This is a genomic window from Streptomyces sp. NPDC005962 (genome assembly GCF_040629205.1).
Lineage (GTDB): Bacteria > Actinomycetota > Actinomycetes > Streptomycetales > Streptomycetaceae > Streptomyces.
Window position 1 is genome coordinate 66,166 of the sequence record NZ_JBEXVE010000004.1, and the last position, 26,796, is coordinate 92,961.

General features: G+C 70.5%; 25 protein-coding genes. 13 read left to right on the top strand and 12 right to left on the bottom strand.

Annotation, left to right across the window (positions count from 1 at the left end; translation table 11 throughout):
• Positions 1-61 precede the first annotated feature (61 nt).
• The 6 genes from ABZ370_RS08975 to ABZ370_RS09000 form a co-directional block, all read right to left on the bottom strand.
• Positions 62-1,852 carry an ABC transporter ATP-binding protein gene (locus tag ABZ370_RS08975; RefSeq protein WP_358618419.1) on the bottom strand — a complete coding sequence of 597 codons (1,791 nt, stop codon included), beginning with the start codon at positions 1,850-1,852 and terminating at the stop codon, positions 62-64.
• A gap of 2 nt (positions 1,853-1,854) precedes the next feature.
• Entirely contained in the window at positions 1,855-2,904 is a 1,050-nt protein-coding gene (locus ABZ370_RS08980) for an iron-siderophore ABC transporter substrate-binding protein (protein ID WP_358618421.1), read from the bottom strand.
• Between the two features lie 87 nt (positions 2,905-2,991).
• Positions 2,992-3,858 carry an ABC transporter ATP-binding protein gene (locus tag ABZ370_RS08985; protein WP_358618423.1) on the bottom strand — a complete coding sequence of 289 codons (867 nt, stop codon included), beginning with the start codon at positions 3,856-3,858 and terminating at the stop codon, positions 2,992-2,994.
• 40 nt (positions 3,859-3,898) lie between these two features.
• On the bottom strand, positions 3,899-5,020 hold the full coding sequence (locus tag ABZ370_RS08990) for an iron chelate uptake ABC transporter family permease subunit (protein WP_358618424.1): 1,122 nt from the start codon (positions 5,018-5,020) through the stop codon (positions 3,899-3,901).
• Positions 5,017-6,075, bottom strand: a complete 1,059-nt coding sequence (locus ABZ370_RS08995) for an iron ABC transporter permease (protein WP_358618425.1) — start codon at positions 6,073-6,075, stop codon at positions 5,017-5,019. Before ABZ370_RS08995 ends, ABZ370_RS08990 begins: the two co-directional genes overlap by 4 nt.
• 38 nt (positions 6,076-6,113) lie before the next feature.
• Positions 6,114-7,466, bottom strand: a complete 1,353-nt coding sequence (locus ABZ370_RS09000) for a lysine N(6)-hydroxylase/L-ornithine N(5)-oxygenase family protein (protein ID WP_358618427.1) — start codon at positions 7,464-7,466, stop codon at positions 6,114-6,116.
• Between the two features lie 242 nt (positions 7,467-7,708).
• Between ABZ370_RS09000 and ABZ370_RS09005 the strand changes: the two genes are divergently transcribed.
• Positions 7,709-8,656 (top strand): methionyl-tRNA formyltransferase, encoded by a 948-nt coding sequence (locus tag ABZ370_RS09005; RefSeq protein WP_358618428.1) that lies wholly within the window; start codon positions 7,709-7,711, stop codon positions 8,654-8,656.
• 91 nt (positions 8,657-8,747) lie between these two features.
• Positions 8,748-9,116 carry a hypothetical protein gene (locus ABZ370_RS09010; protein WP_358618430.1) on the top strand — a complete coding sequence of 123 codons (369 nt, stop codon included), beginning with the start codon at positions 8,748-8,750 and terminating at the stop codon, positions 9,114-9,116.
• Between the two features lie 63 nt (positions 9,117-9,179).
• Here the strand turns inward: ABZ370_RS09010 and ABZ370_RS09015 are convergent, their stop codons facing one another.
• The 4 genes from ABZ370_RS09015 to ABZ370_RS09030 form a co-directional block, all read right to left on the bottom strand.
• A complete protein-coding gene (locus ABZ370_RS09015; protein WP_358618432.1) occupies positions 9,180-10,178 on the bottom strand; it encodes a sugar phosphate isomerase/epimerase in 999 nt (332 codons plus the stop codon).
• Positions 10,179-10,202: 24 nt separating this feature from the next.
• Entirely contained in the window at positions 10,203-11,399 is a 1,197-nt protein-coding gene (locus tag ABZ370_RS09020; RefSeq protein WP_358618433.1) for a Gfo/Idh/MocA family oxidoreductase, read from the bottom strand.
• 57 nt (positions 11,400-11,456) lie between these two features.
• A complete protein-coding gene (locus tag ABZ370_RS09025; RefSeq protein ID WP_358618434.1) occupies positions 11,457-12,899 on the bottom strand; it encodes a sugar porter family MFS transporter in 1,443 nt (480 codons plus the stop codon).
• A 173-nt stretch (positions 12,900-13,072) separates the two neighbouring features.
• On the bottom strand, positions 13,073-14,095 hold the full coding sequence (locus ABZ370_RS09030; protein ID WP_358618436.1) for a sugar ABC transporter substrate-binding protein: 1,023 nt from the start codon (positions 14,093-14,095) through the stop codon (positions 13,073-13,075).
• A gap of 224 nt (positions 14,096-14,319) precedes the next feature.
• On the opposite strand from ABZ370_RS09030, the gene ABZ370_RS09035 reads away from it, so the two are divergent.
• From ABZ370_RS09035 to ABZ370_RS09055, 5 genes are all read left to right on the top strand, one after another.
• Positions 14,320-15,360, top strand: coding sequence for a LacI family DNA-binding transcriptional regulator (locus tag ABZ370_RS09035; RefSeq protein WP_358618437.1), 1,041 nt, complete (start codon positions 14,320-14,322; stop codon positions 15,358-15,360).
• A gap of 343 nt (positions 15,361-15,703) precedes the next feature.
• Entirely contained in the window at positions 15,704-15,883 is a 180-nt protein-coding gene (locus ABZ370_RS09040) for a CopG family transcriptional regulator (RefSeq protein WP_358618439.1), read from the top strand.
• A gap of 1 nt (position 15,884) precedes the next feature.
• Positions 15,885-16,232, top strand: a complete 348-nt coding sequence (locus tag ABZ370_RS09045; RefSeq protein WP_358618441.1) for a VOC family protein — start codon at positions 15,885-15,887, stop codon at positions 16,230-16,232.
• A gap of 21 nt (positions 16,233-16,253) precedes the next feature.
• Complete coding sequence (locus ABZ370_RS09050) at positions 16,254-17,111, top strand: class I SAM-dependent methyltransferase (RefSeq protein ID WP_358618443.1); 858 nt, start codon at positions 16,254-16,256, stop codon at positions 17,109-17,111.
• A 248-nt stretch (positions 17,112-17,359) separates the two neighbouring features.
• The gene (locus ABZ370_RS09055; protein WP_358618445.1) at positions 17,360-19,405 is read left to right on the top strand and encodes a SpoIIE family protein phosphatase; all 2,046 of its coding nucleotides are present in this window, start codon (positions 17,360-17,362) and stop codon (positions 19,403-19,405) included.
• Here the strand turns inward: ABZ370_RS09055 and ABZ370_RS09060 are convergent.
• Entirely contained in the window at positions 19,389-20,084 is a 696-nt protein-coding gene (locus ABZ370_RS09060; RefSeq protein ID WP_358618447.1) for a type 1 glutamine amidotransferase domain-containing protein, read from the bottom strand. The genes ABZ370_RS09055 and ABZ370_RS09060 overlap by 17 nt on opposite strands.
• A gap of 160 nt (positions 20,085-20,244) precedes the next feature.
• Here ABZ370_RS09060 and ABZ370_RS09065 point away from each other — a divergent pair, with 160 nt between their 5' ends.
• Positions 20,245-20,865 (top strand): L-threonylcarbamoyladenylate synthase, encoded by a 621-nt coding sequence (locus ABZ370_RS09065; protein WP_358618449.1) that lies wholly within the window; start codon positions 20,245-20,247, stop codon positions 20,863-20,865.
• A gap of 3 nt (positions 20,866-20,868) precedes the next feature.
• Here ABZ370_RS09065 and ABZ370_RS09070 read toward each other — a convergent pair whose 3' ends face one another.
• A complete protein-coding gene (locus ABZ370_RS09070) occupies positions 20,869-21,114 on the bottom strand; it encodes a hypothetical protein (RefSeq protein WP_358618451.1) in 246 nt (81 codons plus the stop codon).
• 210 nt (positions 21,115-21,324) lie between these two features.
• Here ABZ370_RS09070 and ABZ370_RS09075 point away from each other — a divergent pair, with 210 nt between their 5' ends.
• The 5 genes from ABZ370_RS09075 to ABZ370_RS09095 are packed head-to-tail and all read left to right on the top strand — an operon-like array spanning position 21,325 to position 26,790.
• On the top strand, positions 21,325-22,890 hold the full coding sequence (locus ABZ370_RS09075) for an ABC transporter substrate-binding protein (protein ID WP_358618453.1): 1,566 nt from the start codon (positions 21,325-21,327) through the stop codon (positions 22,888-22,890).
• A gap of 1 nt (position 22,891) precedes the next feature.
• Positions 22,892-23,821, top strand: coding sequence for an ABC transporter permease (locus ABZ370_RS09080; protein ID WP_358618454.1), 930 nt, complete (start codon positions 22,892-22,894; stop codon positions 23,819-23,821).
• A 14-nt stretch (positions 23,822-23,835) separates the two neighbouring features.
• Positions 23,836-24,798: an ABC transporter permease gene (locus ABZ370_RS09085; RefSeq protein WP_358618455.1), complete on the top strand. Its 963-nt coding sequence runs from the start codon at positions 23,836-23,838 to the stop codon at positions 24,796-24,798.
• On the top strand, positions 24,795-25,799 hold the full coding sequence (locus ABZ370_RS09090) for an ABC transporter ATP-binding protein (protein ID WP_358618457.1): 1,005 nt from the start codon (positions 24,795-24,797) through the stop codon (positions 25,797-25,799). The genes ABZ370_RS09085 and ABZ370_RS09090 overlap by 4 nt, the downstream gene beginning before the upstream one ends.
• The gene (locus ABZ370_RS09095) at positions 25,792-26,790 is read left to right on the top strand and encodes an ABC transporter ATP-binding protein (RefSeq protein ID WP_358618458.1); all 999 of its coding nucleotides are present in this window, start codon (positions 25,792-25,794) and stop codon (positions 26,788-26,790) included. Before ABZ370_RS09090 ends, ABZ370_RS09095 begins: the two co-directional genes overlap by 8 nt.
• The last annotated feature ends 6 nt before the right edge of the window (positions 26,791-26,796 follow it).

A 26,796-nucleotide genomic window follows, 5' to 3' on the forward strand; every position in this document is an offset into this window, starting at 1 on the left:
GGGTGCGGGAGCAGCACCGCCGGCTCGACCGGCCGGACGACCGGGCCGCCTCGGACACCGCCTAACTGCCCTCTCGCCAGGCCCGCCACAGTCGCGCGTACCGGCCGCCGAGAGCCACCAGCTCCTCGTGTGTTCCCTGCTCCACCACGCGTCCCGCGTCCAGTACGGCGATCCGGTCCGCCGCCATCGCCTGGGTCAGCCGGTGTGCCACGAACAACGTGGTCCGGCCCGCACACGCGGCCAGCACGGCCCGCTCCAGTTCGGCGGCGCCCTCGCTGCCCGCCTCCGCGGTCGACTCGTCGAGCACCACCACCGGGGACCGGCCCAGCACCAGCCGGGCCAGGGCGATCTGCGCCACCTTGGTGACGTCCAGGCGTTCGCCGCCCTCGCCGACCATGGTGTGCAGCCCCTCGGGCAGCGCCTCGGCCCATCCCCCGGCGCCGACCGTGCGCAGCGCGTCCATCAGCTCGGCGTCGGTCGCCTCCGGCGCGGCCAGCCGCAGGTCGTCGGCGAGCGAACCGGAGAACACGTGGGTGTCCTGCGTCAGGATGCTCACCAGCGCCCGTGCCCCGGCCTCGTCCAGACCGGCCAGGTCGACCGGGCCGATGCGCACCGACCCGGCCTCCGGGGTTCCGATGCCCGCGATCAGCGCGGCCAGGGTCGTCTTGCCCGCGCCCGTCGCCCCCACCAGCGCGAGCGAACCGCCCGCCGGGATCGTCAGGCTGACGTCCCGGAGGACCGGGTCCTCGGCGTCGGGATAGCGGTACGTCAGCCCCTCCACCGTCACCGGGTACGGCACGGCCGCCGCGGGCGCGACGGCGGCCGCGTCGCCCACCAGCCGGTCCTCCGCGGCCTCCCCCACCACCCCGACCAGCCGGGTCAGGCTCGCGCCCGACTTCTGCGCCTCGTCGAACGTGAACATGATGGAGCCCAGCGGGGTGAACAGCCGGTGGAACATCAGGGGGGCCGAGGACACCTCGCCCAGGCTGGCGGCGTCGGCCTCCAGCAGGGCGTAGCCCACCACGATGATGAGGACCAGCCCGATGAACTCGGCGCGGTTCTCCCGGCCGACGAACCGTCCGAAGAACCGGAACACCTCGACGCCGAGGTCGCGCACCCGCCACGACTCACGGGTGACCTTCTCGCGGAAGGCGCCCTCCAGGCGGTATGCCCGGACCGTGTCGATCCCGTTCAGGCCACTGATCAACGCCTGCGCGCGGTCGGCCTGGGCCACCCGCTGCTGCTGGTAGAGCGGGGCGGACCGGGGCAGATACCAGCGCAGGGCCAGCGCGTACGCGGGCAGCGCGCCGGCGCCCGCGAGTCCGAGCCGCCAGTCCAGGCCGAACATGCCGACCGTGGCGATGACGACCAGCACGCCCGCCGAGAACACCGTGGGGACGGCGGTGCGGATGCCCTTGGACAGCACGGCCACATCGTCGCCGACCCTGGACAGCACGTCTCCCCGGCCGACCTGCTCGATGCGTGCGCTCGGCATCCCCAGCACCGCGCGGACGGCGCCTTCGCGCAGCCGTGCGAGCAGATCCGCGCCCAGCCGCCCGATCAGATAGGTCGACGCCGCGGTGGCCGCCGCGCCGAGCAGCGCGGCGGCCACCATCAGACTTCCGATGGTGACCAGGGCCGAGCGCGGTTCGCCCCCGGCCACTCCGTCGACCACCTGGCCGAGCAGGAGCACCGGGAGTACCTGGAGCGCCGCCCCGGCCACGGTGGTGAGCACGGTGGCGACGGCCAGCCATGGCACCTCGCGGCAGTGCGCCACGACCCATCGGGTGGCCACGCGTCCGGTCGCCGTGCGCAGGGTCGCCGGGGCGCTACGTACGTCGGTGGCGCTCACACCTAACCGGCCGACTTGACGAGTTCGTCGATCGCGTACGGCAGGGACAGCAGGGTGCCCTGGGACATGGCGGCGCCGACGGCCGGGCCCTCGCTGTCCAGCAGGTACGACACGTTGCCCTTCTTCACGGCGTCCAGGTTGCTGAACAGCTTGAACTTCTTCAGCGCTGTCTGGTCCGCCTTGTCGTTGACGACGAAGACGCGGTCGACGTCCACCAGGTCGACGCGCTCGGGGGACAGCGCGGTGAAGAACTTTCCGTCCGCGACCTTGTCGATCTCCTTCTGGTACGTGAAGCCCATGCCCGTCAGCAGCCGTCCGCGCACATCGGTGGAGGTGAAGGGCGCCACCGAGTTCTTGTACCAGGACAGCGCGACCGCGGTCTGGTTCGTGAACTTCGGGTGCGCCTTCTTGGCCGTGGCGAGTTTGTCCTGGATGCCCTGCACCAGCTCGGTACCCTCGTCCTCCTTGCCCAGCGCCTTGGCGATCTGCACGGCGTTGTCCTGCCAGGGGGCGCTGAACGGCTCCTTCTCGCCCTTGGTGCGGCCGACGGTCGGGGCGATCTTGGAGAGCTTGTCGTAGGCGGCCTTGTCGATCTCGGAGTACACCGCGACGATCAGGTCCGGCCGCAGGGCGGCGATCTTCTCGTAGTCGGGTCCGGAGTCGCCGTTCTTCATGATGACCTCGGGCCGGGTGTCGCCCCACTTGTCCTTCACCCACGGCCACTGGGTGTTGATGTCGGGCTTCTTGCCCGCCGGGTTCGGGTACTGGTCGACCATGCCGACCGGCTTGACGCCGAGCGCCAGCATGGCCTGGTCGTCCGTGTAGCCGACGGAGACCACCCGCTTGGGCGCCTCGCTGACCTTCGTGGTTCCGAACGCGTGCTCCACGGTGACCGGGTACGCGCCGGAGGCGGCGGCCGGGGCGTCGTCGTCCGCCTTGTCCGCCGAGCCGGAACCGCATCCCGCGAGGAGGCCGGCGCTCAAGGCCGCGGCGGAGAGTGCCGCCGCTAACCGGCGTCTTGGCGTCATACGCGTCGTTCGGTGGAGGAGCATCCGGAATCCCTTGCTGTCGCGCTGTCCATTACGCCCCTGTCTCAGGGCAGGCAAACCTTATCCCGTTCAAGTGAGGCTAGCCTAGCCTTACTTGCAACATTCCTCTGCCGGGACCTGGTCGAGCCGCACGTGGGTACGGCCGATCGGCACGATGAGCGGCCGGTCGCCCACCGGATCGTCAACGACCATGGCACGCAGTCCGAACGCCTCGTCCAGCAGCTCGGCGGTGATCACCTCACGCGGGTGTCCCTGCGCCAGGATCGAACCGGCCCGCATCACGATGAGGTTGTCGCTGTAGCGGGTGGCGAGGTTGAGGTCGTGCAGCACCATGACCACGGTGCGGCCCGACTCGTGCAGGTCGTCCACCAAGTCGAGCACATCGATCGCGTGCGCCAGGTCCAGGTAGGTGGTCGGCTCGTCGAGGAGCAGCAGATCGGTGCCCTGGGCCAGGGTCATCGAGATCCAGACGCGCTGCCGCTGCCCGCCGGACAGCGAGTCGACCGGGCGGTCGGCCAGATCCGCCACCCCGGTCAGGGCGAGCGCGCGCTCCACGACCCCGGCGTCGTCCGACGACCACTGCCGCAGCCAGCTCTGGTGCGGATGGCGTCCCCTGGCGACCAGGTCGGCCACCGTCAGCCCCTCCGGCGCGACCGGTGCCTGCGGCAGCAGGCCCAGCTTCTTCGCCACGTCGCGGGTTCTGAGCCGCGCGATGTCCTCGCCGTCCAGCACGACGCTTCCGCTGGCCGGTTTGAGCAGCCGGGTCAGGGTGCGCAGAAGAGTGGATTTTCCACAGCCGTTGGGACCGATGATCGTGGTGATCACGCCCGGCGGAATGGCCACGTCCAGGCCGTCGATGACGTTCCGGCCACCGTATCCGACGGTGACGCCCCTGGCCGCCAGCCGTGCGAGGCCCCGGGCCCCGGACTCGATCTCGGTGATGCACTCGGCGCTCACAAGCCCCCCTGTATTCAGGTTTGCCTAACTTTTTTATCATCTATCGGAGGTTCGCCCGCACCAGCAGATAGACGAGGAAGGGCCCGCCGATCGCGGCGGTGACCACCCCGACCGGGAGCGTGATCGGCAGGGCCGTGCGCGCGACCAGATCCGCGCCGATCAGCAGCAGCGCCCCCACCATGCCGGAGGCCACCATCGGCGGCGTCGGACACCTCGCCAGACGCATCGCCACCTGCGGCGCCACCAGCGCGACGAACGGCACCGGGCCCGCGGCGCTCACCGCCACCCCGGCCAGCAGCACCGCGCACAGCAGCAGGACGGCCCGCACCATCGCGTACCGGACGCCCAGGCCCGCGGCGACCTCGTCGCCCAGATGCATCGGCTTGAACTGGAACGCGGCACAGGCCACCACGGCCAGGATGACGAGCGTGCACCACAGCGCGATCCGGACCTCGCCCCACGACCGGTTGTCCAGCGAGCCGACCAGCCACGCCTGGGCCCGGGCCACGTCCTTGATGTCGGCCGTGACCAGCAGCCATGTCGTGATGGCCTCCATCACGGCGCTCACCGAGATGCCGATGAGGATGAGCCGGAAGCCGTCGATCCCGCGCCGCCACGCCAGGAAGTACACCAGCAGCCCCGTGCCGAGACCGCCCGCGAGCGCCGCCGCGGACAGGCCCACGGTGCTTTCGACCGCCGCGGCGGCCCCGCCCGACACCGTCACCAGGAACACCGAAACCGCTCCGGCGCCCCCGGTGATCCCCAGGATGTCCGGGCTGGCCAGCGGATTGCGCGCGATGGACTGCGTCAGCGCCCCGGACACCCCCAGCGCGATGCCCACGACGAGCCCGGCCAGGGCGCGCGGCATCCGCAGATCCATGATGACGAACTGGTCCACCCGCTCGCCCCGGCCGAGGATCGTCCTGACCACCTGGGGCAGCCCGATGGGGAACTCCCCGACGCCGATGGACAAGCAGAACACCAGGAAGACCGCCGCCGCCAGCAGCAGCGTCACGCAGACGAGCCAGGGCCGCCATACGAACGACACCCGACCGAGCCGCACGCCCGGCGCCACCGGCCGCTTCCCGTCTGCTCTCACATCGGTTCCCGCATCTGTTCTCACATCGGTTCTCACATCGGTTCTCACAGGTGTTCCGCTCATGCCTTCTTGAACTTTCCGCGCCACACCAGCGCCGCGAAGAACGGGGCGCCGAGGAGAGCCACGAGGACACCGGCGTCCAACTCGCCCGGCCGCACCACCAAGCGGCCCACGATGTCGCAGACCAGCAGGACGACGGCTCCGAGCAGACCCGCGTACGGCACCAGCCAGCGGTAGTCCGGCCCGGTCAGATACCGGGCGATGTGGGCCACCATGAGCCCGAGGAACGCGATGGAGCCGCACGCCGCCGTCGCCGCGCCCGCCAGCAGGGTGATGGCGAGGATGCCGATGGTCCGGCTCAGCGCGATGTTCACGCCCAGCCCCCGCGCCACGTCGTCCCCCAGGTTGAGCAGGTTGATGGCGGGCAGCGTGGTCGCCGCCAGCACCAGCCCGACGGCGACGAACCCGGTCACCGGCCAGATGACGTCGAATCCGACACCGGCGACCGAGCCCGCGTTCCAGAACCGCAGCGCGTTCAGCGACTTCTGGTCCGACAGCGCCACCGCCGTGGTCATCGCCGCGAGGAACACCGTGATCCCCTGCCCGGCCAGGGCGAGCGTCAGCGGATTCCCGGCGCCCCGGCCGACGCTCGCCAGCCCGAACACCACGACCCCGGCGACCGCCGCCCCCAGGAAGGCGAACCAGACGTACTGGAACGGATCGGCGAACCCGAACAGGGCGATCGCCGACACCACGGCGAACGAGGCGCCGGCGTTCACCCCCAGCAAGCCCGTGTCGGCGATCGGGTTCCGGGTGCACCCCTGGATCAGCGCCCCGCCGACCCCCAGCGCGATGCCCGCCACGATGGCGAGCACCGTCCGGGGCACCCGTACGGTCCGCACGATGAGCCGGATCTCGGTCAGCCGCTGGTCGGAGTCCGCTTCCGCGAACAGCCCGTGCCACACCTCGGCGGGGCTCAACGCGCGCGCGCCGACGGCCAGCGACACCGCCGCCGCGGCCACCAGGACCGCCACCAGCGTGCCCAGACCCACAACCCGCCGCCGACGAGCCGTCGTTGTGCCCCGGGATACGGGGCGCTCGATTACAGTCGTGCCCATGTCTCAGTACGTCATCCTTCGATCCACCGGGGGACGCACTAGCGCGCGGTGCCGACTCCGTCGGCCACCGACCGGGCCTCGACGGAAGCGGACCGCACGCCCCGGCCGATGAGCGAGTCCAGGATCTCGCCGACCCTGATCGCGGTGTTGGACAGCAGGGACGACGTGATGCCGTGGCTGTGCTCCGTGCCGCCCTGCAGATAGATGCCGCAGCGCAGGCCGGGGTCGGTAGCGATGCGGTAGTCCCGCTCGACCCGGACCCGCCCCTCGTCGTCGCGGACGCAGGCGTCGGCGACTTCGCCGAGGAGGCCGAGGGGGTCGACGGAGCTGTAGCCGGTGGCGAAGACCACGACGTCCGCGTCCAGGAGTGTCTCCTCGCCGGTGACGAGGGACTTCACGGTGGCCCGGACCTGGGCGGGTGTCTCCTTGACGTCGGTGAGGCGGGACACATTCAGGAAACGCAGCCGCTCGGCGCCGAGGACCTTCTCCTGGTACATCTGCCGGTACAGGTCGTCGATCAGGTCGATGTCGACCACGGAGTAGTTGGTGTTGCCGTGGTAGTCCATCAGCCGGCGCTTGACGTCTTCCGGAGCCGCGAAGTAGTCGTCGACCGCGCCGGGGTCGAAGATCCGGTTGGCGAAGCCGCTGTCGTCGGCGGGGCTGTAGCCGTAGCGGGAGAAGACCGCGCACACCTCGGCTCCGGGGAAGCGGCGGTGCAGATAGGCGACGTTCTCGGCGGCGCTCTGCCCGGCGCCCACGACGATGAACCGGGAGGGCGAGGTGGATTCCAGCCCGTCGGCCTTCGCCAGGAGTTCGGAGGTGTGCCAGACGCGGTCGCCGCGTTCCACGCCCTCCGGCATGAGGGGACGAAGCCCCGTCCCTATGACGAGGTTGCGGGCCCGGTGGACCTCCAGCCCCTCCCCCGACCGGACCGTCACATCCAGGTACTCCACGGCTCCGTCGCGGACAACGGGCGCGACGCCGACCACCTCGTGGCCGTAGGAGACCATGTCCCCGACCTTGGCCGCGGCCCACTCGAAGTAGTCGTGGAACTCCACCCGCAGCGGGAAGAGGTTCTTGTGGTTGATGAAGTCGATCAGCCGGCCCTTGCTCTGCAGATAGCAGAGGAAGCTGAACTCACTGGCCGGGTTCCGCAGCGTCACCAGGTCCTTGAGGAAGGACACCTGCATGGTCGCGTCGTCGATCAGCATGCCACGGTGCCAGCCGAAGCGCGGCTGCTGCTCGAAGAAGTGCGCGCTGATCGCCTCCGGCCCGTCGGCGCCTGCGTTGTGCTCGCCGATTGCGATCGCCATGGCCACATTGGACGGCCCGAAGCCGATGCCAATGAGGTCGTGGACCGGTAATGCGTCACCAGGAAGAACCCGTGACATGTCACTCCCATCGTGCGGGGCAATCGCCTGTCAGGCGTGGGGAAGTCGCGGTGGGCACGCCGACGGAGCGACACGCCAACAACTTAGGTGAGCCTAAGCTAAACCCGTGAGGCTGTCGATAGCCGGAAACAATCAATCCGAGCCCCACGTCCGCCAACTGGGCCACTAGATCGGAACGTTGCGGGCTAAGGCAAGCCTTGCTTTACTTGCCCCGGTCATCCCCTGCCGCGAGGAGGAACCCCATGCGGGTCGTCATGTTCGGTTACCAGACCTGGGGGCACCGCACCCTGCAAGCCCTCCTGGACTCCGAACACGACGTCTTACTGGTGGTGACCCACCCCAAGAGCGAGCACGCGTACGAGAAGATCTGGAGCGACTCCGTCGCCGACCTCGCCGAGGAGCACGGCGTCCCGGTGCTGATCCGCAACCGCCCCGACGACGACGAGTTGTTCGCGCGCCTCGAGGAGGCCGACCCGGACATCATCGTGGCGAACAACTGGCGGACGTGGATTCCCCCGCGCATCTTCGGTCTGCCACGCCGCGGCACGCTCAACGTCCATGACTCGCTGCTGCCGAAGTACGCCGGTTTCTCCCCGCTGATCTGGGCCCTGATCAACGGCGAGCCCGAAGTGGGCGTCACCGCGCACATGATGAACGACGAACTCGACGCCGGTGACATCGTCCGGCAGGAGGCGGTCCCGGTCGGCCCGAAGGACACCACCACCGACCTCTTCCACAAGACCGTCGGCCTCATCGCCCCCGTCACCATCGGCGCGCTCGACCTCATCGCCACCGGACAGACGGAGTTCACCAAGCAGGACCGGTCCCGGGCGACCTTCTTCCACAAGCGGTCCGCCGAGGACATCCGCATCGACTGGACCTGGCCCGCGCAGGACCTCGAACGCCTGGTCCGCGCCCAGTCCGAGCCGTACCCCAGCACCTACACCTTCCATAAGGGCAAGCGCCTCGAAATCCTGGCCGCGGACGTGTCCCGGAACCGGTACGGCGGCACTCCCGGCCGCATCTTCTACCGCGAGGGCGACGGCGTGGTGATCGTCACCGGCGCCGACGCCCGCACCGGCCGCAACCACGGCCTGGCCATCACCCGCGTACGCACCGAGGACGGCCACGAACTGGGCGCCACCGAGTACTTCACCTCCATGGGCGGCTACCTCACCAGCCACCCCTGAGCCACGCGTCGAGCGGTCCCGGGAGGGGTCCCGGGACCGCCGGGTTACAAACTCCGGGCCAGATTCCCTGTGAGGACCGGAGGATTCCTTGATGAGTACGGGCATGCGCCGACGCGCCGCGACGACCGCCGTGACGCTGACCTTGGCGGGCGCACTGGGAGGCGGCCTGATGGCGCCGGTGGCGTACGGGGCCGGGCGGGGGCCCTGTTACGACGGACGGTGCGCCATCACCGTGTCGAAGCCGCGGAGCATCAGCGTTCAACGCGGCACGTTCGGGTTCGGGAAGCTGAATGTCACGCACATCAGCTCCCGGTCCGTGAAGTTCTCGGCCACCAGCGGTGGAACGCGTCTGGGCGGCAGCGCCAGTCCGGGGAGCACGGTCCAGCTGAACAACCTGAGGATCTGGGTGAAGTCGGCCTCGGGCCACAAGGCCAGGCTCGTCCTCTCCCGCACCTGGTAGCGGCCGCACGTGCGTGGCCCCGTACCCGGTCCTGCCGGGTACGGGGCCACGCACGCCCGTGGGTCAGAGGTCGGCGGCGGCGCCGCGGAGGTTCTTGGCGGCCAGGGCGAGGCCCTCGGTCTGGGAGTAGGCGGCGTCCTCGTGCTCGATGTTGACGGCCATGTCCGGGTCGACCTCCGCGAGGGCGCGCAGGAACTCCGTCCAGTAGGCGGTGTCGTGCCCGAGGCCGACCGCGACGAACTTCCACGCCGGGTTCTCCGGCCAGGCGTTGCACCAGAAGCCGTAGCCGGTGGGCACCTTGCCGGGTGCGTCGGCGGGCACGCGGGTGAACGACGAGTCGAGTACGCCGCGGATGTCGGCGCCGGGGCAGAGTGTCGCGTCCTTCGCCGCGGCGTGGAACACCAGCGGGCCGAGCCACTTGATGGACGCCACGATGTCCATGCCCTGCCACATCAGGTGCGAGGGGTCCATCTCCGCGCCGACGTTGGTGGCGCCGGTCTCGTCGACCAGCCGCTTCAGGGTGACCGGGGAGAACACCACGTTGTGCGGGTGCATCTCGACGGCGACCCGGACGTCGTTCTCCCGGGCCAGCGCGTCGATCTCCTTCCAGAACGCGACGGCCACGCCCCACTGGTAGTCCAGGACGTCCATGTAGACGCCGTCCCACGGGTTCACGACCCAGGAGGGGTACTTGGCGTCGGGGTCGGAGCCCGGGGTGCCGGACATGGTGACCACGTGCTTCACACCGAGGAGGCCCGCGAGCCGGATGGTGCGGCGCAGGTCGTCGGCGTGTTTCGGACCGACGCCGGGGAGCGGGTTGAGCGGGTTGCCGTTGCAGTTGAGGCCGGTGAGCTCCATCCCGCGGTCGGCGAAGGTGGCCAGGTACTCCTCGCGTGCGGTGGCCGAGGAGAGCAGCAGGTCGACCGGGCAGTGCGGGGCGGGGATGAAGCCACCGGTGTTGACCTCCACGGAGGTCAGTCCGTTCTCCTTGAGGATGTCGAGGGCCTCGGTGAGGGTGCGGTCGTGCAGGCAGGCGGTGTAGGCGCCGAGCTTGAGAGCCATGGGCTTCGTCCTTCGTGGGGGGGGTCAGGAGGCGGGCGGGATGGTGACGGCGGCACCGCCGCTGCGGGAGGACTCGACGACGGCCTGGATGATCTCCATGGTCCGCAGCGCGTCGGCGAAGGTGGCGCAGGCCGGCAGCGGGTCGGTGACACCCGCGACCTGGTCGAGGAAGGCGCGGGCCTGGTACGTGAACATCTCGGCGTTGCCGCCGCCCACGCCCGGTGCCTCCATCGGGTAGCCGCCCTTGAAGTACGGCAGCTGCGGACCGGCGATGATGTGGCGCGCACCGCGGGTGCGGGCGTCCGGCTGGGCGTCGTCGAAGAGGTACTCGGCGGGCCGGTGCTGGTCGAACGCCGCCCGGCCGCCGAGTCCCACGACGTCGAAGGCGAGCCCGTTGGGCAGGCCGAAGGCGGTGCGCGACAGCGAGAAGGTGCCCACGAGGCCGGACTCGAAGCGTGCGGTGAAGGACGCGGTGTCCTCGTTCTCGACCTCGCCGAACTCATCCGAGACGGGCGCGGCGTTGTGCCCGACGACCGCGCCCAGCGGCAGCGGGCGCTTGGGGATCTGCGTCGACAGGGAGGCGCCGGATACCGCGGTGATGGGACCGGCGATGTACTCGGCGGCGTCGATGACGTGCGCGCCGACGTCCCCGAGCGCTCCGGAGCCGGGGCCGCCCTTGAAGCGCCAGCTCAGCGGGGAGTTCGGGTCGGTGGCGTAGTCACACCAGTAGCGCCCGCTGAACAGCGTGAGGTCGCCCAGCTCATCGCGGCGCACATGGTCGCGGATGGCGGAGATGGCGGGAGAGCGCCGGAAGGTGTATCCGACGGACGTCACGACATCGGCGGTGCGCTCGAGGTCGGCCATCGCGCGGGCGTCGTCGAGCGTTCCGGCCAGGGGCTTCTCGCACAGCACATGCTTGCCCGCGGCGACCAGGGCCTCGGCGATGGGGCGGTGCAGATCGTTGCCGACGACGATGCTGACGGCGTCGATCGTCGGGTCCTCGGCCACGGCCTCCCAGCTGGGGAGCGCCTTCTCGTAGCCGTACCGGCGGGCGGCGTCCTCGCCGAGCGCGACGTTGGCGTCGGCTATGGCGGCCAGGCGGACCGGCGGCAGACCGGCCGCGAAGACCGTGTTGACGTTGCGATAACCGGCGGCGTGGGTGCGGCCGGCCATGCCGGCTCCGATTACCGCGACGGACAGGGGCTTGCCGGACGTGGCCATGGGTGGGTGCCTTTCGACATGGACGGTGGTGGGTCGGGTCAGCGTGCGGTGGGGTGGTCAGGCGGCGGCCTGGCCGCGGAAGTGGGCCTCGATGGCTTCCATCGAGCGGCCTCGCGTCTCGGGGACGGTACGGAGGTAGTAGAAGATGGTGGCGACGTTGACCGCCGCGAAGAGCAGGAACGTGGCGCCGCCGATCGCGGCGATCAGCGGGGGGAAGGCCAGAGTCACCACGAAGTTGGCCGTCCAGGTGCCGAACACGGCCATGCCCATCGCGAAACCACGCAGCCGGAGCGGGAAGATCTCGGAGAGCATCAGCCAGAAGACGGTGGCGACACATCCCTGCATGAACAGCAGGAACAGCAGCATGGACGCGAGCACGAGGTAGCTGCGGGCGGTCGATGCGGGCAGGGCCAGGAAGCAGAAGGCGATCAGCACCAGGGAGACGGTGACGCCGATCTGTCCCGTCAGCAGCATCGGGCGCCGCCCGTACCGGCCCAGCAGCCACATGCCGGTGGAGACGGCGAGCACGGCGACGACGCCGTTGGCGATGGTGGCGGTCAGCGCGGCCTGGGTGCCGAGCCCGGTGTCCAGCAGGATCGTCGGCGCGAAGTACATGATCGAGTTGACGCCGGTGAGCTGGGTCAGCACGGCGAGCGCGAAGCCGAATATCACCAGGCGCCGCACCCACGGGGTGCGCAGGTCACCCCAACTCGCCCGCGGTTCACCGGCGTCGGCCATGACGCGCCGCTTGATCTCGGCGAACTCCGGCTCGACCACCTCCGGGTCGCGGATGAGGCCCAGGGTGCGGGCGGCGTCGTCGAAGCGGCCGCGGGAGGCGAGCCAGCGCGGTGACTCGGGCACGAACAGCATGCCGATCCACAGCAGCACGGCCGGGATTGTGGCCAGCGCGAGCATCCAGCGCCAGGCGTCTCCCTCGCCCATGGTCTTCGCGATGACCGCGTTCGAGGTGTAGGCCAGAAGCTGGCCGGTCACGATCATCAGCTCGTTCTGGGTCACCAGGCGGCCGCGGTGGGCGGCGGGGGCCAGCTCGGCGATGAAGACCGGCACGGTGGCGGACGCGCCGCCGACGGCGAGCCCGAGCAGGACCCGGAACAGCACCATCACCACGAGGTCCGGTGCGAGCGAGGTGCCCAGGGCGCCGACGAAGAACAGCACGGCGAGCCCGAGGATCGCCCGCTTGCGCCCGTAGGCGTCGGACAGGCGCCCGCCGTACAGGGCGCCGAACGCGGCACCCGCCACGAGGGAGGACGCGACGACCCCTTCGGTCAGGGGGCTGAGTCCCAGTCCGCCCTGCTCGGCCGAGAGGGCCATGAAGGGAAGCGCACCGGAGATGACGCCGGTGTCATAGCCGAAGAGGAGTCCGCCGAACGTGGCGATGACGGTGATGATCCGCAGTCTTCGGTAGACCTCCGGAGAGGCGTGGTCCGTGACGGCGTTGCTCTGTGTGGAGGCCTGTGGCGTGTCGTCCCTGACATCCATGGCCACCTCCAACGAGTTGGTGTGCGGGCGTAGTGGCTTTCCTGCGATGCGTCTTCCTGTGGTGCGCCAGCGGAGTTAAAGCGCTTTAAACGCGCCCTCGACGAGTACGATGCCCTCGCGTAAATGTCATGTCAATAGGTTGTCTCTACGCCGTTGCCCCGGCCCGTTACTCATCACCGGTTGCCCTTCGCGGCGAACGCGGCGACGGCGTGGACGTTGGCCTTGTCGACGAAAGCGGGGCCGGTCAGCACGGGCCGCTCGCCGCCGCCGCTGTAGTTGCCGTTGTTCTTGTAGAGCCACAGCGAGTCGACCGCCAAGTAGCCCTGGAGATAGGGCTGCTGGTCGACGGCGAACTGGACACTGCCTTTCTCGATGGCGGTGATGAGTTCCTTGTTGAGGTCGAAGGTCGCGACCTTCGCCTTGCCGCCCGCCTCCGACGCGGCCTGCGCGGCCGTGAGCGCGAACGGGGCGCCGAGGGTGACCACTTCGTCGATGGAGGCGTCCTGGGAGAGCTTGGCCTTGATCGTCGACTTCACCGAGGGCATGTCGGTGCCGTTGACGTAGAGGATGTCGGTCTTGCCGCCGAAGGTCTTCTTCACTCCGGCGCAGCGCTCTTCGAGGTTGACGTCCCCCTGGGCCTGGATGACGCACAGGGCGTGCTTGGCCCCGGTGGTGTTGATCTTGCTGCCGAGTGCCCGGCCGGAGACGGCCTCGTCCTGGCCGAAGAACGACAGCAGGCCCTGCTTCTTCCAGACGGACAGGCCCGCGTTGAAGCCGACGACCGGGATACCGGCCTTCTCGGCCTTGGCGACCACGGCCTTCAGGGCGTCCGGCTTGGCCAGGGTGACGGCGATGCCGTCGACCTTCTGGTCGATCGCGTTCCGCACCAGGTTGGCCTGGTCGCCCGCGCTCTCGTCGCCGGAGTAGATGAGCTTGACGTTGTCCTTGGCGGCGGCGGCCTGGGCGCCCTTGCGGATGGTGTCCCAGAAGGTGTCGCCGGAGGGTGCGTGGGTGACCATCGCGATCGTCATGCGGGGCGTGGAGGCCTTGCCCGCGGACACATTGTTTCCGGCCTCTTCGGCCTTCTTCCCGCCGGAGCCGGAACAGCCCGCGAGGATCAGGGCGGCCGAGGCGGCCACGGCGGCGACGGGGACGATTCTTCGGGAGCGGGAGAGCGAGAGGGAAACGCGGTTCATGGCTCGTGCACCTCACTGTGCGACGGGGAGGGGACGGAGAGGGAGAAGGAGAGCGGACCGAAGCCGGGCGCGCGCCGTGCGGTGTCGCACACGGGGGCCGACTTCACGGGGAACAACCAGGAGCGGTCCGGAGCGATTAAAGCGCTTTAAGTGCTGGTACTATCGACTCGTTTCAAGAGCGTGTCAAGGCATTGCGCGAGGAGATCGCTGTCCGGGAGGCACAGGTGGACGATGCCGATTCCGAGCGTCACCGGAACGGCGCGAACAAGCGCCCCCGGCTGGAGGACGTGGCCGCCCGCGTAGGCGTGTCCACCGCGTCCGTCTCCCTGGTGCTGCGCGGAGTGTCCGGCCCCAGCGAGCGCACCCGGCAGCGGGTCCTGAAGGCCGCGGCCGAACTCGGCTACCAGGTGGACCGCACCGCCAGCCTGCTCGCCAGCAGACGCACCCGGCTGCTCGGCGTCATGGTCGACGTCCACAGCCCCTACCACGCCGAAGTGGTCGACCATCTGCACTCGGCGGCCGAGGAAGTGGGCTACGACCTCGTCCTCAGCACCCTGACCCGGACCCGCGACGAGCACACCGCCGTCGACACCCTGCTGGCCTTCCGCAGCGAGGCCCTGATCCTCCTCGGCCCGACCTCTCCCGCCGACACCCTCGCCGCCCTCGACCGCAAGGCCCCGGTCATCGTCGTCGGCCGCCGGATCACCGACGAGCAGCTGGACGTGGTCCGCAGCGCGGACGACGACGGGGTCGGCCAGATCGTCGACCACCTGGTGGGGCTCGGCCACCGTGCCATCACCCACGTCGACGGCGGCAGGGGCGTCATCGCCACCGACCGGCGCCGCGGCTACCGCGCCGCCATGCGCCGCCACGGCCTGGAGACGCACATCAGCGTGCTGCGCGGCGACAACACCGAGGCGGCCGGTGAGCGCGCCGCCCGCCATCTCCTCGACGGCGCCGCGCTGCCCACCGCCGTCGTCGCCTTCAATGACCAGTGCGCCATCGGTGTCCTGGCCGCCCTCTCCCGCGCCGGTGTCGCCGTCCCCGGCGAGGTGTCCGTGGCCGGATACGACGACGACACGCTCTCCCGGCTGAGCTGCTTCAACCTGACCACGGTCAGCCAGAACGCCGAGGAACAGGCCCGCCACGCGGTGGCCGCCGCCGTCGACCGCCTCGACCAGGGCCGTACCAGCCCCCGCGAGGTCGTCCTGAGCCCGCGACTCGTCGTACGCGGCACCGTGGCCGAGCCCGCCCGCCCTGCCTGACCCACCTGCCCACCCGCCTCGCGAAACAGGGACTCCCCGCCCCGGGAGCAGTTTCCCGGGGACGGGGAGTCCCTCGCGTCACTCGGCAGAGCGCCCAGATCAGGACTGGGGGCGGCTGCCGTGGTTGGCACCGTTCTTACGACGGGCCTTCTTCTTGCGACGTCGCTTCGACGACATGTCGCCCTCCTTCCAACGATGCTCTACCTGTGCCGATCACATCGGTATCCCACGAGGTGATCATGGCGCGCTTACCCAGCTCGCCACGCGTCACCCTTCATTGTGAAGCACCTCACGCCACGTTCACTCACCGACCTAGCTTGCTAGGATGCTAGCATCGCCCATTGTGGGCGATGAGGATGTCAAGCAGTTCAACGTGTACCTGCCGATCGGACTGATCAAGCAGGTCAAGTACCGCGCCATCGAGTCGGGCATGTCGTTGTCGGCGCTGGTCGCCGACGCGCTGCGCACCTACCTCGACGACGCCGACAACTCCGGACAGCAATCGACCGAACAGGAGATCTGACATGGCGACCGAAGGCATCGAGGCCGTGTTCCTGACGACACACAACTGGGGCAAGGCGGCCAAGTTCTTCCAGACACTCGGCTACGAGCTGGAGTTCGCGACGGATCACAGCTCCGGCCAGCTCCGCAACGGCGACGGGCCGTATGTGTTCATCGCCGAGGTCCCCGAGGACCAGGAGCCCGAGACGCGGATCGTCCTGAAGGTGCCCGACGCGGACGCGCTCCGTACCGATCCGGCTGTCGTCGAGGTAGTCACACCGTTCGAGGACACGCACTTCGGGACCAGGGAAATGACCGTCCGCGACCCCGACGGGCGGGTGTGGAGCCTCCAGGCTCCCGCCGGGAACTGACCCACGGCGAAAGGGAAAGCCATGACAGACGAGCAGAACCAGGCGCCGGACAGCACCGCCGTGCGGACCGCACTGTGGCGGGCCATGCATGTCCAGGTGGACCCGCCGCCGCATGTGATCGAGGACGAGATCGGGCTGCGGCTGGCGGCTCCCGGGGAGGCGTGGCGGGAGCGGCCGGACATGGAGCCGCACGCCACCAGGGCGTTCCGGGCGGCCATGGTGGCGCGCGCCCGTTTCATCGAGGAGCTGATCACCGAGCGGGCCGGGCACGGGGTGGGCCAGTACGTCATCCTGGGAGCCGGTCTGGACACCTTCGCCCAGCGCAGGCCGGAAATCGCCTCCCGGCTGCGGATCTTCGAGGTCGACCAGCCCGGCCCCCAGGCCTGGAAGCGCCGCCGCCTGGCCGAACTCGGCTATGGCATCCCGGAGTGGCTGCACCTGGTGCCGTTCGACTTCGAGGCGGGCGGGTCCTGGCTGGAGCGGCTGGCCGCTGCCGGTTTTGACGCCGGGCAGCCCGCGGTCGTCGTCTCCACCGGCGTGAGCATGTACCTCACCAAGGACGCCACCACCGCCACTCTGCGCCGGATCGCCGGGCTCGCCCCCGGTTCGACGCTCGCCATGACCTTCCTGCTGCCGCCCGGCCTTGTCGACGAGGCCGACCGCCCCGGCCTCCGGGCGAGTGAGGAGGGCGCACGAGCCTCGGGAACGCCGTTCCTCAGCTTCTACACCCCGCCGGAGATGCTGGCCCTGGCCCGCGAGGCCGGTTTCCGGGATGTCCGCCATGTATCGGGGGCCTCGCACGCCGAGCGCTACTTCGCCGACCGTGCCGATGGCCTCCGTCCGTCCAGTGGCGAGGATCTGCTGCTGGCCACCACCTGACGTCCCGCCATGTACCCAGTATCTGGCTGATCGCCACGCTGCTCGCCGTCGTCGCCCTGACGCCGGCCAGCTACCGGTGGGCGGTGCGCAGTGGCTTCCGCACCGAGCAACTCGACCGCGCCCTCGCGGAGGACTATGCCGGCCCCGGAACCGCCCCGCGGCTGAGGTGGTAAACGCCCTTTCGGGTGGGTACGTGGCATGGTGTGCGCTGGCTGAGCAATGTCCGGACAGCGATTGCGTTCGCCCTGGTGGGGCCGCTGATCGTGTCGCTGCTGCTGGTGCCGTTCCGTACCGTCTTCCCTCGGACCGACGCGGCTCTCGTGCTGGTGGCCGTGGTGGTCGCCGTGGCGGCCCTGGGCTACCGGAGCGCCGGTGTGATCGCGGCGCTGTCGGCCACCCTCTGGTTCGACTTCTTCCTGACCCGTCCCTGGGACGCGCTGTCCGTCACCAGCGCCCAGGAGGGCTGGACGGCCGTCCTGCTGCTCACCATCGGTCTCGCCGTCTCGGAACTGGCGGTTCGCGCCCTCAGCCAGCGGGACCGGGCGCGGGCGGCACACGGCCGCCTCACGCTGCTGCACGACGCCGGTACGGCCATCGGCGCCACCCTCGACGCGGAGCGGACCGCGCGGGAGCTGGCGCAGGTGGCGGTCGGCCGGTTCGCCGATGTCGTCACCGTCGATCTGGCGGTGTGCGTCCTGGCCGGGGAGGAGGTGCCGCCGGACGGCGCCACGCGGGTGCGCCGGGTGGCCCTGGCCGGGGCCCGCCGACACCATCCGCTGCTCCCCGTCGACGGACCGCCCAGGCTCGCCCTGTGCGGGGCGCGGGAGCGCGGTTCACCCTGGGAGCGGCCGAGGCTCGAACCCGATGTGCGGGCCTGCCCCGACTGGCAGGCGCTGGTCCCCGAGCCCGCCGGGGCGGTGCTGGACTACGGCATGCGCTCGCTGATCACGGCTCCGCTGCGGGCGCGGGGCAGTGTGCTGGGGATGGTCGGCTTCTGGCGTACGCGGGACACCCCGCCCTTCACCGAGAGCGATCTGTCCGACGCCGGGGAACTGGCCGCCAAGGCCGCCGCCGCCATCGACAACGCGCGCCGCTACACCCGTGAGCGGGCCACCGCGCTGGCGCTGCAGCGCAATCTGCTGCCCCGGCATCTGCCCGGGCAGACGGCCGTGGATGTGGCATCGCGCTATCTGCCCGCGGATTCGCGAGCCGGAGTGGGCGGCGACTGGTTCGATGTGATCCCGCTCTCCGGCAGCCGTGTCGCGCTCGTCGTCGGGGATGTGGTCGGCCACGGCATCAACGCCTCCGCCACCATGGGACGGCTGCGCACCGCCGTGCGCACGCTGGCCGATGTCGACCTGCCGCCCGACGAACTCCTCACCCACCTCGACGACCTGGTCGTCCACCTCGGCGAAGACGAGCAGGACACCACCGCGGACGCGGACCCCGACCCGGGCGCAGACACCGGGACGGACACGTACCCGGGCACCGACACCGCGGCCACCGGCGGGGTGGGAACGACCTGTCTGTACGCGGTCTACGATCCGGTCTCCCGGCACTGCGCGCTGGCCTCGGCCGGTCACCCGCTGCCCGTCCTCGTCACCCCCGGCGGCAGGGCCGACCTGGTGCGCGGCTTCACCGGCCCGCCGCTCGGAGTGGGCGGCCTCCCCTTCGAGACCACCGAGATGGACCTGGCCACCGACAGCGTCCTCGCCCTGTACTCCGACGGTCTGGTGCGCTCCGGCGACCGCGACATCGACGCGGGTCTGACCAAGCTGTGCGACGCGCTGTCGGTGCCGGAGACGTCGCTGAACGGGACGTGCGACACCGTCCTGCGCACACTGGCGGACGACCGCCCGGCGGACGACATCACCCTGCTGCTCGCCCGTACCCGCGCTCTGGCCCCCGACCGGGTCGCCGACTGGGATATCGCCGCCGACCCGGCCCTGGTCGTGCACGCCCGGAAGCTGGCCGTGGAGCAGCTCGACGCATGGGGGCTGTGGGATCTGGCGTTCATCACCGAGCTGCTGGTCAGCGAACTGGTCACCAATGCCATCCGCTACGGCGCCGCCCCGATCCGCCTGCGGCTGATCCGCGACCGCAAGCTGATCTGCGAGGTGTCCGACGCCAGCAGCACCACTCCCCATCTGCGCCGCAGCCGGGTCTACGACGAGGGCGGCCGTGGCCTGGTGCTCGTCGCACAGCTCAGCCACAACTGGGGGACGCGTCAGACCACCGCCGGAAAGACCATCTGGTGCGAGCAGAGGCTGCCGGGTGCTAGCCGAGCTTCTTGAGCAGCTCGGTGGCGAGGGCGGCGGAGGAGGCGGGGTTCTGGCCGGTGACCACGTTGCGGTCGACCTCGACGTGCGGGGCCCAGGCGTCGCCGGTCTCGACGGTGAGCCCGGCCTCGGTCAGCCGGTCCTGCAGCAGCCACTTGGCGTTGTCGGCGCCGCCTGCCAACTGCTCTTCGGCGTTCGTGAACGCGGTGATCCGGTAACCGGCGTAGGCGTTGGTGCCATCCTCCTTGACGGCGGCCAGCAGCGCGGCCGGGCCGTGGCACACCACGCCCACCGGCATCCCGGACTCCACCGCCCGCGTCAGGAGCCGCCCGGAGTCGGCGTCGACCGCGAGGTCCTCCATGGGGCCGTGGCCGCCGGGAACGTAGACCGCGTCGAAGTCCTCCAGCCGCACCTCGGCCAGGACAGCCGGGTGGCGGAACTCGGCGGCGGTCTCCACCACCTTCGTGAGCCTCCCGGCCTCCTCGGCGCCACCGGCGGCCTCCGGAGCCAGGCTGACGGGGTCGACCGGCGACACCACACCGCCCGGGGTGGCCACGGTGACCTCGTGCCCGGCACCCTTGAAGGCCTCCAGCGGAACGACGGCCTCTTCCGCCCAGAAGCCCGTGCGGTGCTTGCCGCCGTCCGCGAGCGTCCACGCGTCGGCGCCGGTCATCACAAAAAGAATCTTCGCCATGGTTGTCTCCTCGTAGCGGTGTTCCGTGGCCTTCCCGCACACTAGGTCCGCTGGTCGTTGAAGATCCAATCACCGGGTCGGCGCCGTCTTCCGATGAGGCCCGGCCCATTTCCGGATCATCACTCTGCGCACGATCCCGACGATCGATTAGGCTCGGCAGATGGCAAAGTACTTCGATGTTCACCCGGACAACCCGCAAGCGCGCACCATCGGCAATGTGGCGGAAAGGATTCGTTCGGGCGCCCTGGTGGCCTATCCGACGGATTCCTGCTTCGCGCTCGGCTGCCAGATGGGCAACCGCGACGGCATCAGCCGTATCCGGTCGATCCGCAACCTCGACGACCGTCACCACTTCACTCTGGTGTGCCAGGATTTCGCGCAGCTGGGTCAGTTCGTGCACATCGACAAGGATGTGTTCCGGGCGATCAAGGCGGCGACGCCCGGCAGCTACACCTTCATCCTGCCCGCGACCAAGGAAGTGCCGCGGCAGCTGCCGCATCCGAAGAAGAAGACGGTCGGCGTGCGGATTCCGGACCACACCGTCACTCAGGCGCTGCTCGCCGACCTCGGCGAGCCGCTGCTGTCCAGCACTCTGCTGCTGCCCGGCGAGGACGAGCCGCTGACTCAGGGCTGGGAGATCAAGGAACGGCTCGACCATGTGGTGGACGCCGTGGTCGACTCGGGAGAATGCGGGACCGAGCCGACCACGGTCATCGACTTCTCCGACGGCGAGGCCCAGATCGTGCGCCGGGGAGCGGGCGACACCGCGCGGTTCGAATAAGGCTCAGTCGTCGATGCACTTGGGGTACTTCGCACCCCGGTCGCAGTCGTGGTAGTCGTACTTACTGACCCGGAACTTCTTCTCCGAGCCACCCTTGGCGGGGTCGACGACCAGATAGAACTTCTTCCCGTCCTTGACCTTTTCGGTCACCTTCCCCTCCGGGCCTTTGTCGAAGTCCTGCGCGCACCCGGTGAGGGCGAGGGCTGTCACGGCCACGAGAGCGAGAGCGGGGGCGAGGCGGCGTTGCATGTGGTGCTCCTGATCGACTGGAAGACGAGGGCAGTCTAGGGTGATCCGCCGCCCCGCCGAGCGGGCAGGGTCCGCCGATCACACCCCCTTCACAACCGCGCCCAACACCCCCTTCTGTCAGATCTCTTGACGCCCCGGCAGCCCCGCCTTAGCTTCGGCGTTTATAAATGCGGACCGAGTACGCACATGTAGACAGCCTCGGGGGCCAGGATGAGATCGGACCGGGCGCGCACCGTGCTCACCCTTGTGGTCTCGGGGACGATGTTGCTGACCAGCGCGTGCGCCGTGGCGAACAGTGACGCCGCGGGGGATGCCGGGAGCGCGGGCGGCGGCACACTCCGGGTGGTGCTCACCCAGGAGCCCCCGACGCTGGAGCCCTGCGAGTCGTCGCTGACCGCGACCGGAGTCGTCGTCCGCTCGAATGTCACCGAACCGCTGGTCGAACGGGACCCCGCCTCGGGCAGGCTGGAACCGCTGCTGGCCACCGGCTGGCGGCAGACCAAGCCCACCACGTGGACCTTCGGCATCCGCTCGGGCGTGACCTTCCAGAACGGGCGGCCGTTCACCGCGCGGGACGCCGCCTTCTCCATCGAACGCGCCGTCAACTCGGATCTCGCCTGCAATGTGGACGGCTATGTCTTCGGCGACGAGAAGCTCGACGTGCGGGCGGTCGGCGCCACCCGGCTGACCGTCACCACACGCACGGCCGACCCCATCCTCCCGCTGCGGCTCAGCTTCATCGAGATCGTGCCGCGCACCACCGACACCACGGCCAAGGTGCGGATACCGGTCGGGACCGGCCCCTACGCCGTAGGGAAGTGGGAAACCGGCGTCTCGATCTCCCTTGCCCGCAACGACCGTTACTGGGGCAAGCCGCCCGCCTATCCCCGGGCCAGATATGTCTGGCGTGGCGACGCCAGTGTCCGCGCCGCCATGATCGACAAGGGCGAGGCCGACATCGCGACGGCGCTGGACCCCGTGGACGCGGCCAAGGACACCACCGTCGCCTACCCCAACAACGAGACGACCGCCCTGCGGCTGGACGGCCGCGAGGCGCCGCTGGACGACATCCGGGTACGCAAGGCGATCGGCATGGCCGTCGACCGCACGGGCATCGTGGACGCCCTGCTCGGGGGACTCGCCCGGCCCGCCGCGCAGCTCGTCCCACCCGGCGTGGTGGGCCACAACGACGGCCTCGCCACCACCCCGTACCAGGTGGCCACGGCCCGCAAGCTGGTTCGACGGGCCGCCGCCGACGGTGTCCCGGTCCACCGGCGGATCACCCTCGTCGCGCGCAACGGCCAGTTCGCCGGGATCGCGGAGGTGGCCGAGGCGCTGCAGTACCAGATGGCGCGCATCGGGCTGAACGTACGGATACGGATGGCGGACACCGCAACCCATCTCCAGTACCAGCTGCGGCCACTCCCCCGCGGCGTCGGGCCGATCGCGCTGCTGATCATGCACGGCAACCAGGCCGGGGACGCGGCCTTCACCACCAGTCAGTACCTGCTGAGCGACGGACCCCAGTCGACCTTCGGCACCCCGCGGCTCGACCGGCGGATCGCCGCGGCGAACGCGCTGTCCGGCAAGGCCCGGCAGAAGGCCTTCGCCGAGGTGCTCGCCTACCAGAACGAGAAGGTCGCGCAGTACGCCTACCTGGCCCATATGCGCGGACTGCTCGGGCTGTCGCCCTCGGTGCGGTACCGCCCGGACTCCGCCACCGGCGACGAGATGCGGCTGGCCGAGGTCCGCCCGGTGGCGGCGGGGAACCGCTGATATGGCGTCCTTTCTGCGCAAACGCGTCGTCTCCAGCGCGATCCCCCTGGTGTTCGTGGTGCTGGGCGTGTTCTGTCTGGCCCGCCTGACCGGCAACCCCGTCGACCTCTACCTCCCGCTGAGCGCCACCCCCGAGCAGCGCGCGGAGTTCTCCGCCGCCCATGGCTTCGACGACTCCCTCCCCGTGCAGCTGTGGGACTACCTCGGCAACGCGGCGCGACTCGACTTCGGGGTATCGCTGCGCACCGGGGAGCCCGCCGACGCGATGGTCCTGGAGGCGTTTCCCGTCACCCTCCAGCTCGCCGGGATGACGATGCTGCTGGCGGTCACCGGCGCCCTGCTGGTCGGCAGCCTCGCCGCCTACCGGCCGCAGTCGGCCGTCGACCGGCTCGCGGGTCTGCTGTCGATGACCGCGGCCAGCATCCCTGACTTCTGGTTCGCCATCATGGGTGTGCTGGTCTTCGGAGTGGCGCTGGACTGGCTGCCGACCTCGGGCACCCTGGGCGGTCCCGAGGTATGGGTACTGCCGCTCGCCACCTTGCTGATCCGCCCGTTCGGAGTGCTCGTCCAGGTGGTCCGCGGCAGCATGGTCGGCGCGCTGTCGGCCCCGTACGTCAAGGTCGCCCGCAGCAAGGGGGCGGGTGCCCTGCGCGTGGTGTTCGGGCACGCCCTGCGCAACGCCGTCACCCCCGTCCTGACCGTGGCCGGGGATCTGGCCGTGGGCCTCGTCAACGGCGCGGTGGTCGTGGAGACCATCTTCGGCTGGCCCGGGATCGGCAAGCTCATGATCGACTCGATTCTCCAGCGCGACTTCGCGGTGTTGCAGGCCGCCGTCCTGCTCACCGCCGTGACGATCTTCGCGCTGAACATCCTCGTCGACGTCTGCCACGCGCTGATCGACCCCCGCGTGCGCCAGGCGGTACCGGCGTGAGCGAAGGAGTCACCATGTCCGCCCCCGACGGCCGTATCCCCTCCGGTGCGGCCACCTCCTCGCGTTCCCGTCCGCCCCGCTGGTGGCTGCTGCTCGGCCGGGACCGGACCGCGGCCGCCGCGGCCACCGTCCTGGCCCTGGTGTTCCTCGTCGCGCTGTGCGGCCGGCTGTTCCTCGGCGACCGGGCGGTACGGCAGGATCTGCGCGCCTCGCTGCGCCCGCCCTCCCTGGACCACGGCGTCTCCGGGCTGCTCGGCACGGACGTGCTGGGGCGCAGCGTGCTGGCGCGGCTGGTGGACGCCGCCGGGACGACGCTGTCCATCGCGGTGCCCGCGGTGCTGTGCTCGCTGCTGATCGGCTCGGCGCTGGGGCTGTGGGCCGGGTACCACGGTGGGATGCGCGAGAGCGTCGCGATGCGGGTCGCCGATGTCATTCTCAGCTTTCCGTCCCTGCTGATCGCGGTGGTCGTGCTGTACGTCTTCGCACCCGGCGCGATGAACATCGTGCTGATCCTCGCCGTCGCGCGCATCCCCATCTATCTGCGCACCGCCCGCGCGGAGGCGGCCGAGCTGAGGAGCCGCCTGTTCGTCGACGCGGCCCGGACCTTCGGTACGCCCGCCTCGGCCATCATCGTCCGGCATCTCCTGCCGATCGCGCTGCCGACGCTGCTGACCGTGGCCACGCTCGACTTCTGCTTCGTCATGCTGACCGAGTCGTCGTTGAGTTTCCTCGGTATCGGCATCCAGCCGCCCGAGGTGAGCTGGGGGCTGATGGTGGCCCAGGGGCGCCAGTACCTGCGGACCGCCTGGTGGATCGCCGTGCTGCCGGGGCTCGCCATCATGCTCACCACGGTGTCGGCCACGGTGCTCGCCGCCTGGGTGCGCCTGGCCACCGACCCCGGGCAGCGCTGGCGGCTGACGCTGCCCCGCAAGCGGCGCGGCGCCCGGGCCGCCGTTCCCCCGGAGATGATCGCGTGAAGCCACCGGAGCTCCCCTCGCCCGGCCGCCCGGTTCTGGAGGTCGACGGGCTCCGCGTCGATCTGCACACCCCCTCCGGCACGGTCCGCGCCGTCGACGGGGTCAGCTTCGGTGTGCACAAGGGGCGCACCCTGGCGCTGCTGGGCGAGTCCGGCTGCGGGAAGTCGATGACGGCGCTGTCCATCGCCGGGCTGCTCGACCCCGTGGCCGAGGTGACGGGCGGGTCCGTGCGGGTGTCCGGCACCGATGTGGTGCGGTCGAGCCGGGCCGAGCGCAGAAAGCTGGCCGGTCCTGTGCTGTCGATCGTCTTCCAGGACGCGCTGGCCGCGCTCAACCCCGTACAGCCGGTCGGCCGTCAGCTCGCGGAGCCGTTCCGCATCCATCGCGGGCTGTCGCGGCGCCGGGCCGCGGAGCGGGCGGTGGAGCTGATGACCCGTGTCGGCATCCCCGAGCCCCGGCTGCGGGCCCGCTCGTACCCGCATCAGTTCTCCGGCGGTATGCGCCAGCGGCTGCTGATCGCGATGGCCGTCGCCCTGGACCCCGATGTGCTGATCGCCGACGAGCCGACGACCGCGCTCGACGTCACCGTGCAGGCGCAGATCATGCGGCTGCTGCGGGATCTGCGGACCGAGCGGGAGATGGCGCTCGTGCTGATCACCCACGACCTGGCGGTGGTCGCCCGGCACGCGGACGATGTGGTGGTCATGTACGCGGGCACGGTGGTGGAGACCGGCCCGGTGCGGGACGTGTTCTCCCGCCCCCGCCACCCCTACACCAAGGGGCTGCTCGACTCCGTTCCCGAACACGCCGTCAGGGGCCGCCCGCTGCCCGCCGTCCCCGGCAGCCCGCCCGAGCTGAGCGCGGTGCCGTCCGGCTGTGTCTTCCGGGCCCGGTGTCCGCTGGCCGCCGAACGGTGCGCCCGGGAACGCCCTCCGCTGGAGTCCGTGGGCGTCTCCCGTTCGGCCGCCTGCCACTTCTCCGAGGAGCTCGACCGTGGCTGAGACCCCCGGAACACCTCTGCTCGACGTCCGCGGCGTGACGAAGTCGTTCGGCCACGGCCGACGCCGCCTGACCGCGGTCGACGGCGTCGACATCCGGGTCGGGCGCGGCGAGACCCTCGGCCTGGTGGGCGAGTCCGGCTGCGGGAAGTCGACCCTGGCCCGGGTGGTGCTCGGGCTGGAGCGGCCGGACGCGGGGTCGGTGCGCTTCGACGGCACCGACCCGTTCACCCTGAAGGGCCGGGACCTGCTGGCCTGGCGGCGCCGGATACAGATGGTGTTCCAGGACCCGTTCGCCTCGCTCAACGCCCGGATGTCCGCGGGTGACCTCATCGGCGAGCCATGGCGCACCCACCGCGACATCGTGCCCACGGCGCGGGAGCGGGACCGCCGGGTCCGCGAGCTGCTGTCCCTGGTCGGACTGCGGGAGAGCGACGCCGGCCGCTACCCGAACGAGTTCTCCGGCGGGCAGCGGCAGCGCATCGGCATCGCCCGCGCGCTGGCCCTCGAACCCGACCTCATCGTGTGCGACGAGCCGGTGTCCGCGCTGGACCTGTCGGTGCAGGCCCAAGTACTCAATGTGCTCGGCGAGTTGCGGACCCGGCTCGGTGTTTCCTACGTGTTCATCTCGCACGACCTGTCCGTGGTCCGGTACATCTCCGACCGGGTGGCGGTGATGTACCTGGGCAAGGTCATCGAACATGGCCGCGCCGACGATGTCTTCGACCGGCCGCTGCACCCGTACACCGCCGCCCTGATGTCCTCCGCTCCCCGGCTCGATGTGTCCGGGGCGGCGCCCGGGGAGGAGATTCCGCTGCGCGGGGAGATCCCCTCCCCGTACGGCATTCCCTCGGGCTGCCGGTTCCGTACCCGCTGCTGGAAGAGCGAGGCCCGGTGCGCCGAGACCGCCCCTTCGGCCGTCACCCGTGAACCGGCGCCGCCCGCCGGGCGGGAGCGGCACGAGGGTCTGTGCCACTTCCCGCTCGACGGCTGAGGGCGG

Bases quoted from the DNA above. Each gene is read 5' to 3' on its own strand.
- ABZ370_RS08980 (WP_358618421.1), bottom strand. From the start codon at position 2,904: ATGCTCCTCCACCGAACGACGCGTATGACGCCAAGACGCCGGTTAGCG.
- ABZ370_RS08990 (WP_358618424.1), bottom strand. From the start codon at position 5,020: ATGAGCGGAACACCTGTGAGAACCGATGTGAGAACCGATGTGAGAACA.
- ABZ370_RS08995 (WP_358618425.1), bottom strand. From the start codon at position 6,075: ATGGGCACGACTGTAATCGAGCGCCCCGTATCCCGGGGCACAACGACG.
- ABZ370_RS09000 (WP_358618427.1), bottom strand. From the start codon at position 7,466: ATGTCACGGGTTCTTCCTGGTGACGCATTACCGGTCCACGACCTCATT.
- ABZ370_RS09005 (WP_358618428.1), top strand. From the start codon at position 7,709: ATGCGGGTCGTCATGTTCGGTTACCAGACCTGGGGGCACCGCACCCTG.
- ABZ370_RS09010 (WP_358618430.1), top strand. From the start codon at position 8,748: ATGAGTACGGGCATGCGCCGACGCGCCGCGACGACCGCCGTGACGCTG.
- ABZ370_RS09015 (WP_358618432.1), bottom strand. From the start codon at position 10,178: ATGGCTCTCAAGCTCGGCGCCTACACCGCCTGCCTGCACGACCGCACC.
- ABZ370_RS09020 (WP_358618433.1), bottom strand. From the start codon at position 11,399: ATGGCCACGTCCGGCAAGCCCCTGTCCGTCGCGGTAATCGGAGCCGGC.
- ABZ370_RS09025 (WP_358618434.1), bottom strand. From the start codon at position 12,899: ATGGATGTCAGGGACGACACGCCACAGGCCTCCACACAGAGCAACGCC.
- ABZ370_RS09030 (WP_358618436.1), bottom strand. From the start codon at position 14,095: ATGAACCGCGTTTCCCTCTCGCTCTCCCGCTCCCGAAGAATCGTCCCC.
- ABZ370_RS09045 (WP_358618441.1), top strand. From the start codon at position 15,885: ATGGCGACCGAAGGCATCGAGGCCGTGTTCCTGACGACACACAACTGG.
- ABZ370_RS09050 (WP_358618443.1), top strand. From the start codon at position 16,254: ATGACAGACGAGCAGAACCAGGCGCCGGACAGCACCGCCGTGCGGACC.
- ABZ370_RS09060 (WP_358618447.1), bottom strand. From the start codon at position 20,084: ATGGCGAAGATTCTTTTTGTGATGACCGGCGCCGACGCGTGGACGCTC.
- ABZ370_RS09065 (WP_358618449.1), top strand. From the start codon at position 20,245: ATGGCAAAGTACTTCGATGTTCACCCGGACAACCCGCAAGCGCGCACC.
- ABZ370_RS09070 (WP_358618451.1), bottom strand. From the start codon at position 21,114: ATGCAACGCCGCCTCGCCCCCGCTCTCGCTCTCGTGGCCGTGACAGCC.
- ABZ370_RS09075 (WP_358618453.1), top strand. From the start codon at position 21,325: ATGAGATCGGACCGGGCGCGCACCGTGCTCACCCTTGTGGTCTCGGGG.
- ABZ370_RS09080 (WP_358618454.1), top strand. From the start codon at position 22,892: ATGGCGTCCTTTCTGCGCAAACGCGTCGTCTCCAGCGCGATCCCCCTG.
- ABZ370_RS09085 (WP_358618455.1), top strand. From the start codon at position 23,836: ATGTCCGCCCCCGACGGCCGTATCCCCTCCGGTGCGGCCACCTCCTCG.